Source organism: Microcoleus sp. AR_TQ3_B6 (assembly GCF_036702785.1).
Classification (GTDB): Bacteria; Cyanobacteriota; Cyanobacteriia; order Cyanobacteriales; family Microcoleaceae; genus Microcoleus.
Genome location: NZ_JAUBVJ010000009.1, coordinates 1 through 13,101, shown reverse-complemented (window position 1 = coordinate 13,101; position 13,101 = coordinate 1). Strand labels below are relative to the sequence as shown.

The window sequence follows — 13,101 nt, the reverse complement described above, 5'->3', positions numbered from 1 at the left end:
ATCGATTGACTTGTGTTCCGGGTTATTCAGGGGTTCGAGGGGCCTAACCGTCAAACAGCAGACTGACCGATCGCGTTTTTGGTGAAAAGTCCGCAAGTGCGATCGGGTTTTCATCGAAAAAGCGATCTCGCTTGCTATTTAGCTACCCTAGAAGAAGGAAACTATAGTTAAATCTTGCAGCAGTAGAATAATCTCACATTTCATCTGCCCTGCTTGACAACAGGCGTGTAAACCCAAAGTAGATTTCTGGTCTCTGTCACCCTGGTCAAATTTCCCAATTGGTGCATTGTCCTGCTCAGAGTCACCCAGCACATCCATGACTTTTCCAATCAAAGCACGTTTGAAAAGCCAGAAGAATTCACCAAAAATGGTGATGCCGTTAATTAACCAACATTGGTTGGTGCGGATCGTCCTGCGCTCCATTTCCTACTTCCGCAAAGACTTATGGCTGATCGTGACGCTTTTGCTTTTGATCGGGGCATCGGTGCTTTTCAACCTTCTCAACGCCTGGCCGATGGCGATTCTAGTCGATACGGTTCTCTCACCAACTCCGAAACCCAACTGGATTCATACGCTGTTTCTTGCGCCGTTCGGTTCCGGCACGCTGAACCGAATTTTCGGAATGGCCTTCGTCGCGATGCTCATCAGAATCCTGAGCGATACCGTCTTCATGCTCCGTAAGATGTTGAACTACCGCATCGAGTACAACGGAACCTTGCGCGTCCGCACCGAACTCTACGACAAAATGCAGGCGCTTAGCCTCGGCTGGCACGGTTCGCGATCGCAGGGTGACGCAATCTATCGGTTGAGCTACGACAGCCGCGGCCCCTGGGGGGTGATCGATACGCTCATCGGTTCCACCGCCGCATCGGTGACGCTGACGGCGATGATCTGGATCATGCTGTCGCGTCACGTCCTTCTCACGGTGTTTGCACTTTCGTTCACGCCGCTTCTAATACTGGCGAATTGGTACTTCGAGGAAAGGATTAGGCGTCGAGCCTTCGAGTCGAAGCAGACCGATGCGGTGATGACCTCAACCATGCAGCAAGCTATAGAGTTGATCGGGCTGATTCAGTCTTTCGGTAGAGAAGCAACGGAGTCGCGGCGCTTCGCAGGGGCGGTCGATCGCAGCGTCCATGCGTCCATGCGGCTCAATTGGCAAGAGAATCTCTATCCGCTAGCGGTTCAGGTAGTCTTTGCTCTGGGAAGCGGGGTAATCTTCGGCTACGGCGGATACCTAGTCTATCGCGACCAGTTCTTGCGTCCGGTGCAGGGCGGCCTGACCGTCGGCGATCTGATCGTATTCATGGCGTACCTCAATCAGTTCTGGGATCCGATAGGTTGGGTGTTGGGGTTCACTACTAAGATTCAGACGTTCGTAGCTGCCTGCGAGCGCGTTTTTACGGTGATCGACGAGCCTCCTGCGATCGCAGATGCGCCTGATGCGCGATCGCTTCCCGTCCAGCCCCGCACGCTAGCACTTGCCGACGTGAGCTTCGAGTACAACTCTGGGCAACCTGTCTTGCGGAACATCAGTGCTAGTATCGAACCTGGTCAGATGGTGGCGTTTTTGGGCCCTAGCGGGACGGGTAAGAGCACGCTGCTCAATCTTTTGCCACGCTTCTATGACCCGACATCGGGCAGCGTCCTCCTCGACGGTGTTGACCTCCGCACCCTTAAGCTGGCCGACCTTCGCAAACACATGGCCCTCGTCTCGCAAGGCAGCCCGCTCTTCCCCGGAACGATCGCAGAGAATATCGCCTACGGTCGCCCGGATGCTCTGTTATCCGATATTCGGGAGGCGGCGGTCGAATCGGGGGCTGCCGAGTTCATCGAAACCTTGCCGGAGCAGTATGATACTTTAATCGCTGAGGGCGGTCAGAACCTCTCGGGCGGACAGCGACAGCGCCTAGCTATCGCGCGGGCGCTGGTCACTAACGCTCCCTTTCTCATCCTCGACGAACCCACGAATGCGCTGGATTTGAAGCACGAGCAGTGGGTTGTAGAGACGCTGCAACGTCTGCGCCGCAAAAGAACGATCGTCTTGGTCACGCACCGACTCGAAACTGCTGTAGACTGCGATCGGATTTTTGTGATGCAGGAGGGCGAGATTGTGGAGTCTGGTACCCACGCCGAACTCCTTACCCAACAGGGACTCTACTACCGAATGTTGGGCTACGGTACAGTAAAATCAACAGGAATTACGCACAAACCCTCCATAGAGTAGGGGGTACGACATGGCTAATATCAAATCCGCCCTTCATCGGAATTATTCATCTCTCTGCTCTCTTCCTCTGCGTTCTCTGCGTACTCTGCGGTTTAATCATTCCAATCCAACCGGAATTGATATAACTTATCTGACTCTTTTCAAACGATTTTAGATTTTAGATTGAATAATTGACCTCTGTTCCCGGTTGTTAAGGGGATGGAGGGTTCTAATAGTCAAACAACAGACCTATCGCATTTTTGGTGAAAAGTCCGGAAGGGCGATCGAGCGATTTTAGATTTTCGATTTTGGATTTTCGATTGAATAATTGAGCTCTGTTCCCGGTTATTGAGGGGATGGAGGGCCCTAAGCGTCAAACAGCAGACCGATCGCATTTTTGGTTGTTCGGAAGGGCGATCGGGTTTTACTGGCGCAAAAGCTACATACTTCTAAAAAGGCACTGGCGATCGATTTCCCTCACCCGCCACCAAATCCCACAACACATCAATACCTGAACCGACATATTCTGCATCTTGATGGCGATCGATCCATTGCACGACAGCAGGCAAAACCTCCCTTGATTTCAGACTCAACTTACCCAAGGCAGATGCTGCCTGACGACGCACCGAGTGACTTCCATCTTCGAGACGTAACAGCAGGGCACTGATGACAGATTCTGAAGCATTTCCCAAGTTACCCAAGGCAGATGCTGCCGAGCTACGCACTGAGTTATCCTCATCTTCCAGACATAGCAGCAAGGCACTGATGACGGATTCTGAAGCATTTCCCAACTTGCCCAAGGCAGATGCTGCCAAGTAACGCACCATATAATCCCCATCTTCGAGACGTAACAGCAGGGAACTGATGGCGACTTCTTTTTCCCCTAAAGCTGCTTGATATTCCTGCAAGCGATTTCCATCAACACCCCTTGCTTTCAAAAGTTGCAAAGTTTGCGCCTCAAACTCAGTCTCTTTCATACTGCAAAGGATTTGAAAAACCTGAGAGCGAACTCTGTCACCCACCAGTGCCCGATCCCTTACCTCCAACTCAACCAACTTCTCCAAAATCTTCACAGTTAGACTGGAATCTGCCTGCTTTAAATCTTTAATATTTTCAGCAAGACAACTGCCAGCAAAAAATAAATCGCGGTGCAACCATTGCTCATGCTCGCTATTCGCCGCCAAAATTGCCCGCATCGCTTTCGCCGCTTTCTGCGGTCTTTGTTGAGCAATCAACAACAGCAACACTTCCCGCCAGTGGGGGTCATGCAAATGCTCTTGAATATGATTGAGAACAATCTCAAAATCATCGTTATCATCTGCCTGATAGCCGATTTCCCGAGCGCACAAATATTCTTGAAAAGTCTTGTGTACAAAAGCGTACAAATCTTGTCCTTGTTCGTTGAGCAATCCCGTCCGCTGTTGAATAAAATCAACAAATCGTTTAGCTTCCTCTTTTGCTTGGAACCGTTCAACCTGTTTTTTGGTTTTAATATTCTGAGTTAGCTGCTCTAACAATTCATCCTTAGCAATCAGTGTCCCGCCTTCAGGATTATCCGTACTACCCTGAGTGTGAATCCAATAGGCGAGAATTTCCATCAGCCGCCGTAAGTCGTCTGCATCTAAACATTTGAATACTGACTTATCAGTCATGTTTTTGTTAGCATCCCAACACTTTAACAGTGTCTCCACAGCTTTTTCATAAAGCTTGTGCCGTGCCCTCGGCAGTACAGCTTGATAGCGGTGAATCAAAGCAATGATTGTCAGCAATAGCGGATTTCTCGCCAACAATTTAATTCGCTCATTTTCATCCAGAGCTTTTTTAATGCTATCTTTGAGACGTTGAGCTGCCGCCGCATCTCGAACGCGGCTGTCGTACCAGCGATTAATAAACTCATCAACCTTAGCATCATCAAACAGTTGTAACTGATAGTGTTCAAACTCTGAAGTATTAAAAAAATCGGGTTTGTAACCAGCAGGGCGAGAAGTAATAATTGCCAGATTTTGATGATACTGCCCCAAAAAACTCTCAATGTGCTGCACCACCGCATAGCGCTTGGATTCTTCAACAACCTCATCCAATCCATCCAACAAAATCATCGCCCTACCGTCTGCCAGCCAATACTCAAAAAAGCCTTCTGGCAACGGTTTCACGGACATAATTTTCTCGGCAAACTGGCGGGCATAGTCGAGGAGATTGATATCTGAAAGCCCAGCAAAGTCACGGATATTAATCAAAATCGGCAACCAATCTATCCCAGAATCCCAGCCGGGTTTTTCTAGATAATTCTGAGCCAACATCACCGCAAAAAAGCTCAGTAAAGTTGTTTTGCCAGAACCCGGGCGCCCAGCAACACAAATTTATTTGATTGATTTTGATTCAATAATTGTGATGCTAAAAACTTTCTACCAGAGCCAGTTTCTCTTTGCATCTGTTGCAGGTTTTGACCTTCTTCAAATTCTTGGATATCCAAGTAATCATGAATATTTACTTCTTCCAAGACATCTGGCATTACAAAAATTTGAGCCAATTTTTCCGATTTTTCGATTTCCTGACCTTCTACAGCAATGCCAGCAAACTTAACATCATCAAACCAGTTAGCCAGTTGCTTCAAATAGTCTGCTTTGGCAACTTGAAACCTTAAATAACTACTTGTTTTATGAAAATAGGTTTCAGCAAAAACCTCCAACCAATCATGCAGTCTTGCGGGAGCGAATCTGCCTTGAATTTTCTTGTGTTCTGGGACTGTCGCATTAAAAGCTGCAACTAAAAAGTCAACTTGAGGCTTTTCTTGGTCGTTGAAAGGTTTCAGGAGTTCTGGAAGTGCTTTACCCGTCAAGAAACTTTTAAGAAAATCTTCGACTACACCCTGTTCGCAAGCAGCAGAGAATAATTCATGAGTTTTCTGGGCAGCTTCGATGCCACAAATACAAGCTTTGTCAAAATCGCTACGATTCAATTTTTTCATAACTTCTTTGAATCCTGTTTGTGCAAGCGGCGCGAGTGCTTGTGCTGCTAGTTTCAAGGCGAATGCTCCGATTTCAAATGTCATGGTAAATTTAATAAATATTTGTGTTTAATATAGTTTACACTGGTATTATTATCAATTTTAGTGAGATTTAAAAGTTTCTTGTGGGGTGGGCCCTCCTAGCCCGCCCCGATCGCCATTATTGAAAATGCTGTCACATCTCAGGTCAGATTAACCCTAGTTTTAAACAGGCCTGGGCACTTCGTAAGTCAAAAAGTCATAGGCCATTTTCGTATTCGGAAAAATTGCCTGCGCTTCCTTGAGCAAATCATCCAGGACGATCGCATTCCCCGGAGCGTAACGCGGGCTAAAATGCGTCATAATTAGCTGTTTCGCCCCAGCGATCGCAGCCACTTGAGCCGCCATAGTCGAAGTTGAATGCAGGCGATCGAAAGCCATTTGAGCATCTTGATGAGCAAAAGTAGCTTCATGCACCAACAAATCAGCATCCTTCGCCAACTCCACCGCCCCGTCACAAAAAACCGTGTCCGTACAATACACAAACTTGCGCCCGATTTGATCCGGGCCGCAAAAATCCGTACCTTTAAACACTCGCCCGTCCGATAACTTTACCGTCTTTCCTTGTTTTAATTCACCGTAAACCGGCCCCGAAGGAATACCCGCAGCCTGAGCTTTTACTACATCAAAATGTCCCCGACGGTCTTTCTCAGTTACTCGATAACCAAAAGCAGTAACTCGGTGCTTCAAAAGACCGCAGCTAACAATATATTCATCATCTTCATAAATGACTCCCACGTGACTTTTGTGCACCTTAACCGGGTAAGAAAAATGAGTTTGAGAATAGCGAACGCCAGCTTGCAAATATTCTTCAAGTCCCGGAGGCCCGTAAATATCGATGCGCTTGACATTCCCCGCCAAACCGCAGCTAGCCAGCAAACCCATTAAGCCGAAAATGTGGTCGCCGTGCAGGTGAGTGATGAAAATGCGGCTCAGTTGGCTGACTTTTAGGTCGCTGCGCAGAAACTGGTGCTGAGTTCCTTCGCCGCAGTCAAACAGCCAGAGTTCCGCTCGCTGGGGCAAGCGCAGGGCGATGCTGGAAACGTTGCGCGATCGCGTGGGGACACCAGAGCTAGTTCCGAGAAATGTAATCTGCAAGAGTCAAATCACCTCAATTAAGTCTTAAAAAATATGTTACATATATCCAGAGTGCGGCAAATCCGACATACAGGAAATAGTCGCAGCCAGGAACCGGGATAAATCGCTGTTCCTGCGAACATCTAGTTGCTAAAATCATTTTCGACAACGGCACAGAGTGCCAAACCCAATTCTAACGTTTTCTTTCTTTCGTTCCTCTTCCTTTTTCCCCAACCGCAGCTTCCCCTTAAAACTTGTCAAACTCATACAACATAAAAGGAAAATTTTCAAATGCAGTCAGGAGTATTTTTTGCTTCCGTTCTTTCGACATTAAAAAAACGCTACTTTTGGATTTCGTTGTTGTTTTGGCTGGTAATGGTAGCCCCAGCCCAGGCCGCGCTCATTTTGCGAGTTGCGGTACAAGACGGAGCAAATCAGGTAAAAGTCGGCAGTTCTACTAAGGCTGCAATCCGCGACGGTAGCGGGCGCAATTTGGGCGAACTGTCGGCAAACAGTTCTCAGTCGGCTCAATTTCGATCGGGAAAAGTGGCGATGGGTCGCTGGGCCGCCAACCAAGTTTGGATCGAGCCGACCGGGAACGGTTATGTTTGGATTGGCGATCGTTGGTATCGGGGACGCACGCTTCTAGTTCCCCAAAAAGGAGGCTTGACTGCCGTCAACTACGTCGATATCGAACAATATCTCTACAGCGTTCTCGGCGCCGAAATGAATGGCAATTGGCCTCTTGAGGCTTTGAAAGCCCAAGCAGTCGCCGCCCGTTCCTACGCTATCCACCAGCGCCTCAAAAGCCAAACCGACCTTTACGACGTGGACAACACTCAGTCTTCGCAGGTTTACAAAGGACTACAAACAGAATCTTCTGGGACTTATGCGGCAGTCGATGCAACCGCAGGTCAAGTTCTGGCCTACAACGGTCAGATTATTTTAGCCGCTTTCCACTCTGCCTCTGGGGGACATACTGAAAATGTCGAGGATGTTTGGACCGAACCCCTGCCTTACCTGCGTGCTGTTCCTGACTTCGACCAAGGGGCGCCGGTTTACCAATGGAAAGAAACTTTTTCCCGGGCTCAAATTAGCAGCAAGATTTCTGGCGTGGGGAATGTGATCTCGATGAAGCCAGAACGCACTACGGCTTACGGCAGCGTTTTGAGGATGAAAGTAGTTGGAGATGGCGGTTCTCGGGTCATGACCGGCGCAGATTTACGCCGGGTTCTAAATTTGAGGAGTACCCGCTTTACTGTGATTCCTCAGTACGGAGGCGGTGGGAACGCCAGGAACAGCGGCCAAGCTCCTATCGGTTTTCAAGTTGCTGGCAAAGGTTTCGGTCACGCTGTAGGAATGAGTCAGTGGGGGGCCTACAATTTAGCCAGGCAGGGATACGGCTACCAGCAGATTTTGTTGCACTATTACCGGGGTGCTACCTTGGCTAGAATTGCAGTGCAGTAACTGCTGGAAATGGCCAAGGAAGAAGGGGGAAGGAAGAAGGGAGAAGGAAGAAGGAAGAAGGAAGAAGGAAGAAGGAAGAAGGAAGAAGGAAGACGGAAGAAGGAAGAAGGAAGAAGGAAGACGGAAGAAGGAAGAAGGAAGAAGGAAGAAGGAAGAAGGAAGAAGGCGGAAGGAAGAAGGGAAAAACAGCTATTCCTGTATCAGTGACTTCTGTGTCGTGGATACAGGCAATTGGGAAGGGGGAATTGGGAATTGGGAATTGGGAATGACTAATGACTAATGACTGATGACTGATGACTGATGACTGATGACTAACTACCTTAAGGATTGCTATGAAAAAGTGGGAGTATCTATTTGTGGATGCGAATATGTATCCTTTTGGCAACAAGCTGATTAGTTTATATGTAAACGGTGAAGAATTGCGAGATTGGAAACAAGGCTCGCTGCATCTATTTGTCAATCATTTGGGGGAGGAGGGATGGGAACTTGTGGCTATGGATCACGACTCGAAGTACGACCAAAATTCTTTGGTTTTTAAACGCCCTAAGACTGTTAAAAAAAAAGTAGGATTATAAAAAATAATGACATCAATAAAGATTGACATTTTCCACCATTCTTAGCCACGGGCTAAAAGCCCGTTCCCCAACAAAGATATTTTATTGTGGAACAGGCCTCATGCCTCTTATTGAAAATGGTGCCAGATTTTAGTTCAACCTAACTTAACAACAAACAACTGTTTATTGTCATTAGTATTTACAAGTTGTCCGATCGATCGATCCTGCGCTGCCAGTCGGCATCTATTTTTGGTGACTGTTCCAGTTCTTGTTGGGTTAATTCGGTTTCTGTTGTATAAGCTAAGTCTTCTCCAGTCAGAACGTTTTCTGCTGCAAATTCCCGGGCGTAGGCAAGTTTTTGGAGCAAGTTGGCATCGGGTTGGTTTAATAACATTGCTCGCTGCTGGCGCTCTTGATTGCGGGCTTCTATCCGGCTATTTTTCCACTGAATCCAGAAGTAGCGAATTAAAGGAATTGCCAGAAATCCGATGCCGTAAATCAGGATCATTGGATAAATAGCGCTGACGAAACCGATAAATCCACTTGCGATCGCACTATTGCTTAATAGATTTCCCAAAACTAACGCACCGACAAGATTGAGGGCTCCTAACCCTGCTGCTAGCATGATTTGGCCGGAACTGGCGTGGCTGAAACGCCACAGCATTTCTCGCAAATAAGCTGCTACTGGTTCAGAATTTCTCTCGGCGGCTGTGGTTTGCAATTGCGGAAAGTGATAGACTATTTGCCCTTGGGGACTGACTTCGGGGCGGCCGTCAAAACGAGCTAGGGCCGGTAGCATATATTCTTCGTATTCTCGGGCGTATCCCTGTCCGAGATTTTCGAGATAGGGGGCAATTTGTTCGGCGACGACGGCGCCTCGGTTGTTGCGAATTGCAGTGGCAATATCGCTCCATTTGCGCTCTTCTAGATTGTGATTGGGGTTGCCGTCTCCAAAGATAAAGGAGAAAACTGCTTCCAGAAAACTCATCTGGGGCTTTTGACCAGTTAAGCGCGATCGCTCCTGGTAGTATGGTTCGTCATGGTTCCAGTAAAATATCCAGATTAAGTCGTTCCAGAAGTAGGGAAAAAAGAAAAAGCCGCCGCCTCTGCCGCCGCTGCCGCCGCCACCACCACCTCCTCCCCCCCCGTTATTGCTATCGCTGTTGGAGAGTAAAATCGTGATAGCAACAAAAATTAAGAGGATAGAAGCTACCAGCACTATGCCAAAAGATATCCGAATCAGGTAAAATAGTATGCGCCAAATTTTTTGCCACCATTCCTGTAACTGCAACCGCAAGAATTTGTTTCGCAAAATATCTCGAAAGTTGTTGGGAAATAGGTAGGCAATGTCCCCGGATTCTGCTACTTGCAGGTTGCCACCTGCTTCGGAGGCGAGGGTTAACAGTTCTCGCTGCGCAAAATTGACATCTAATCCAGCTTTTGCCGCCACGTCTCCAACCGTAACGCGGTAGCCAAGTTGTTCGACGGCTTGCATAATGGTGGGATTCGGAGCCATAGGTTTGTCTCTGTGAAAATTACCCGGTTATTTTTATTATATATTGCGGGAATTCGAGCTGGTTTTGGCGATCGGGTTTCTGATTTTTTTGAGCGTGCCCTTGACTTGTGGGCAAAATATTGCTAGTGTTTTGCCGAATAACTTTTAAGTGTTGGCTAAACTCGGATAGCTTAATAAAACTTTGTGATTGAATTTCTCCTCGGCATTTGCTTTTGCTTGTTTGCCAAAAGGGGCAAGGGCGGGGGATTGATGGGACAGTTAGTAGGGTACGGTGCGCGATCGCCCGTAAGCGTGGCTTGCACTCCTTGGATAGCCCCTGCACCCTACAGCAGAACTTTTCCTTTCTGCACGGTTTTTTTAAAGTTTTGTGTAGAGTGCGAGAGATAGGTGAAAGAAATCTAGTTTTTTTGCAAGTATTGCAAGAGTTCTATAAAATAGATAGAGCTTGCGCGGGTGTTAAACCCAAGGGCGTGTTTTAAGGTTCGCACTTGCGATCGACTAGACTTGTTAGCGCCCTCAACACAACGGCCAACTAAAACAGTTGCGCCATTATTAATAGGAAAACTTTACAGGCTAATTTTTATGATTAGCCACTAACCAAAGAATCGCATATGCCAAGAACTCAACGCAACGATAACTTTATTGACAAAAGCTTCACGGTAATGGCTGATATCATCCTGAAGATTATGCCGGCGAAAAAGCAGGCGAAGGAAGCTTTTGCTTATTACCGGGATGGTATGTCAGCTCAAGCAGATGGCGAATATGCTGAAGCGCTGGACAATTATCATGAGGCGCTCAAACTCGAGGAAGATCCTTACGATCGCAGTTATGTCTTGTACAATATGGGGCTGATCCATACTAGCAACGGCGAACACGATAAAGCTTTGGAATATTACAGCGAAGCCCTGGATCTCAATCCGAGAATGCCGCAAGCGCTGAATAATATTGCCGTGATTTACCACTATCAAGGGGAAAAAGAAAAGGAAGCGGGCAATCTTGAAGCGGCGGAAGGGCTGTTTGATAAAGCAGCCGATTATTGGAAGGAGGCTATTCGCTTGGCCCCGAACAATTACATTGAGGTGCAAAATTGGCTGAAGACGACGGGTAGATCGCAGATTGATGTGTATTTTTAACCTCTGTTGTTAGCTAGAAAAAGCCTGATTGGGTAAACAGAAAGTTGGGGTTTTAAGTGTTGAGTGGTAAATTGAAAACTCTTTCACTTAAAACTCACAAATCACAACTAAACACTAATCACCAATTCCCAATTACAGATTTTTATGATTGACAGAGAAGAAGTTCGGAAAGTAGCGAATTTAGCTAGATTAGAATTAACGCCTGAAGAAGAAGAACAGTTTACCAGTCAACTGAACGGTATTTTGGATTATTTTGAGCAGTTGAGCGAACTGGATACGAGTGATGTGGAGCCGACAACGCGGGCGATCGATGTTAGTAATGTAATGCGATCGGACGATTTGCAACCTTTTGCTAACGGAGAAAGTATTTTGCAGGGAGCTCCCGATCGCGATGGGGAGTTTTTTAAAGTGCCTAAGATTATGTAGGGTTCCCCCTGCGCACCTAACGGAGGAAAATCTCTTGAGGGGCTGGCTCCCATGCCAACCCCACAACCAGATGAAACTAAGTTTGGAACAGGTAATAAGTAAGCCCGGTAAAAGCCACCCCACAAGCAGATTAAACTGATAGAAACCCAAAACAATCTCACTCATAGGGATAACTCTGTAACGTTCATTCTTGGGGTGAAAAATAGTCATGTACATATTAATTGGTGGAGCAGGAATGATGGGGCTGGGTTTAGCCCAGCAGCTATTAAAACTCGGTCATACGGTGGCAATCATCGATGCCGACCCGCTTGCGTGTCGCTTTGCTCGTGAAAAAATCGGAGTGATGGCATTTGAAGGCAGTGCGGTGAGTACAACGGTTCTTCTGGAAGCGGGAATTAAACAAGCAAACGCAGTCGTTGCCGCACTCAGCGATGATGCACTGAATTTAGCGCTGATCACCCTATCCAGGAGCTATGGCATTTCCCATATTGTGGTGCGAATGCGCGATCGCGAATTCCTGGAAGCCTATCGACTTGCCGGAGCCAGTCACATCATCAGCACTATTGATTTGGCAGTTGCATCAATGGCGAATGCGATTGAATATCCTCAAATCGAGTCGATGATGCACTTTGAACACGGGCAAGTCGAGGTACTAAAGCTGCCAGTTCCAGGCGATTGCAAGGTGGCAGGTCGCACTGTTGCTCAAATTGCTCAAGACCCTCGTTTTCCAAAAGGTTCGCTGATTATTGGTTATCAATGCCATGCCTGCGCCAATCTGGAGATTCCGAACGGCAATACTATTCTTGAAGCAGGCTCTACCATTTTGGTCGTCACCCGTCCAGAGCTAGTTCACCACATGATTGATTACCTCGGCATTCGCGCTAGTCATCTGCCAACGTTAGAAGTTTCTCATCCAAATCTTTGATGTAAGGATGAACCAGATCCTCTGGGACAATTCGCTTGCGGAGGGCATCGCTAACTGCTCCTTTTTCGGCTAGGAGCAATCGCCGTCGAATCGTCTCTAGCCCGCTGCGATCGCCCTGTACTTGCCCTGCTCGATGTTTATTGTAGAGATCGCGCAGCACTCGCTCAGAGTGTGCTACTCGTGCTTGATACGATGCCCATAACTCCTCGTAAACTGCCTTCGGCAACACGCCAGATTTCAGCAAACTATCTAGCTCATCTTGAGCGGCTTTGGAAGCAATCAACTGAATCTGTAACTGCCCAGCTTCCTGCATTACATCAGAAACACGGCTGATTTGTAACCGTTTTACCAGCCAGGGTAAACTTAATCCCTGTCCTACCAGTGAGAATAAAACTGCACCGAAAACCAGCGCAATGATGTTATCTCGTCCTGTCAATGCCAGAGGAATACTAAGCGCCAGTGCCATCGAGAGTGAGCCTTTGATGTTTCCCAGAAACAGAACGTGCTGCCAGCGCAGGGGAATCGGGCGATCGAACCACCGCAGCCCCGCTAACAACAGATACACCGAGAGAATCCGTCCCAGTTGATAGGCCAAAATGACGAACAGGATCGATGGCAAAATTCTCCACAGCGCCAGCGGGTTAATCTCAATGCCGATCAGCAGAAAAATAAATGTATTGTAAAACTTCATTAAGTTTATAAGCATCAATAAACAATAGTAGTATCATATAGTCAGGGAAGTCAAAAAAAT

13 protein-coding genes are annotated in these 13,101 nt (G+C 47.4%); 8 read left to right on the top strand and 5 right to left on the bottom strand.

What is annotated here, in order from left to right:
• Window positions 1-316 precede the first annotated feature (316 nt).
• Window positions 317-2,227 (top strand): ABC transporter ATP-binding protein, encoded by a 1,911-nt coding sequence (locus QUB56_RS06710; protein WP_332954252.1) that lies wholly within the window; start codon window positions 317-319, stop codon window positions 2,225-2,227.
• A 428-nt stretch (window positions 2,228-2,655) separates the two neighbouring features.
• Here QUB56_RS06710 and QUB56_RS06705 read toward each other — a convergent pair whose 3' ends face one another.
• The 3 genes from QUB56_RS06705 to QUB56_RS06695 form a co-directional block, all read right to left on the bottom strand.
• A complete protein-coding gene (locus QUB56_RS06705) occupies window positions 2,656-4,506 on the bottom strand; it encodes a HEAT repeat domain-containing protein (RefSeq protein ID WP_332954250.1) in 1,851 nt (616 codons plus the stop codon).
• Window positions 4,507-4,520: 14 nt separating this feature from the next.
• The gene (locus tag QUB56_RS06700; RefSeq protein ID WP_332954248.1) at window positions 4,521-5,258 is read right to left on the bottom strand and encodes a hypothetical protein; all 738 of its coding nucleotides are present in this window, start codon (window positions 5,256-5,258) and stop codon (window positions 4,521-4,523) included.
• A gap of 159 nt (window positions 5,259-5,417) precedes the next feature.
• Entirely contained in the window at window positions 5,418-6,350 is a 933-nt protein-coding gene (locus QUB56_RS06695) for a ribonuclease Z (RefSeq protein WP_332954247.1), read from the bottom strand.
• 270 nt (window positions 6,351-6,620) lie between these two features.
• On the opposite strand from QUB56_RS06695, the gene QUB56_RS06690 reads away from it, so the two are divergent.
• The 3 genes from QUB56_RS06690 to QUB56_RS06680 all read left to right on the top strand — a co-directional run bounded on the left by QUB56_RS06690 (window position 6,621) and on the right by QUB56_RS06680 (window position 8,371).
• Window positions 6,621-7,796 carry a SpoIID/LytB domain-containing protein gene (locus QUB56_RS06690; RefSeq protein WP_332954246.1) on the top strand — a complete coding sequence of 392 codons (1,176 nt, stop codon included), beginning with the start codon at window positions 6,621-6,623 and terminating at the stop codon, window positions 7,794-7,796.
• Window positions 7,797-7,805: 9 nt separating this feature from the next.
• Complete coding sequence (locus tag QUB56_RS06685; protein WP_332954245.1) at window positions 7,806-8,003, top strand: hypothetical protein; 198 nt, start codon at window positions 7,806-7,808, stop codon at window positions 8,001-8,003.
• A 125-nt stretch (window positions 8,004-8,128) separates the two neighbouring features.
• Window positions 8,129-8,371, top strand: coding sequence for a hypothetical protein (locus tag QUB56_RS06680; RefSeq protein WP_332954243.1), 243 nt, complete (start codon window positions 8,129-8,131; stop codon window positions 8,369-8,371).
• A 178-nt stretch (window positions 8,372-8,549) separates the two neighbouring features.
• Here QUB56_RS06680 and QUB56_RS06675 read toward each other — a convergent pair whose 3' ends face one another.
• A complete protein-coding gene (locus tag QUB56_RS06675) occupies window positions 8,550-9,866 on the bottom strand; it encodes a hypothetical protein (protein ID WP_332954241.1) in 1,317 nt (438 codons plus the stop codon).
• Between the two features lie 183 nt (window positions 9,867-10,049).
• On the opposite strand from QUB56_RS06675, the gene QUB56_RS06670 reads away from it, so the two are divergent.
• From QUB56_RS06670 to QUB56_RS06655, 4 genes are all read left to right on the top strand, one after another.
• A complete protein-coding gene (locus tag QUB56_RS06670) occupies window positions 10,050-10,253 on the top strand; it encodes a hypothetical protein (RefSeq protein WP_332954239.1) in 204 nt (67 codons plus the stop codon).
• Window positions 10,254-10,477: 224 nt separating this feature from the next.
• Window positions 10,478-10,999: a photosystem I assembly protein Ycf3 gene (locus QUB56_RS06665; RefSeq protein WP_332954237.1), complete on the top strand. Its 522-nt coding sequence runs from the start codon at window positions 10,478-10,480 to the stop codon at window positions 10,997-10,999.
• Window positions 11,000-11,143: 144 nt separating this feature from the next.
• Window positions 11,144-11,425, top strand: a complete 282-nt coding sequence (gatC, locus tag QUB56_RS06660) for an Asp-tRNA(Asn)/Glu-tRNA(Gln) amidotransferase subunit GatC (protein WP_332954236.1) — start codon at window positions 11,144-11,146, stop codon at window positions 11,423-11,425.
• 208 nt (window positions 11,426-11,633) lie between these two features.
• Entirely contained in the window at window positions 11,634-12,350 is a 717-nt protein-coding gene (locus tag QUB56_RS06655) for a TrkA family potassium uptake protein (protein ID WP_332954234.1), read from the top strand.
• On the opposite strand, the gene QUB56_RS06650 is transcribed toward QUB56_RS06655, so the two are convergent.
• On the bottom strand, window positions 12,307-13,056 hold the full coding sequence (locus QUB56_RS06650; RefSeq protein WP_332954232.1) for a cation:proton antiporter domain-containing protein: 750 nt from the start codon (window positions 13,054-13,056) through the stop codon (window positions 12,307-12,309). The two genes, QUB56_RS06655 and QUB56_RS06650, sit on opposite strands and share 44 nt — an antisense overlap.
• Between the last annotated feature and the right edge of the window lie 45 nt (window positions 13,057-13,101).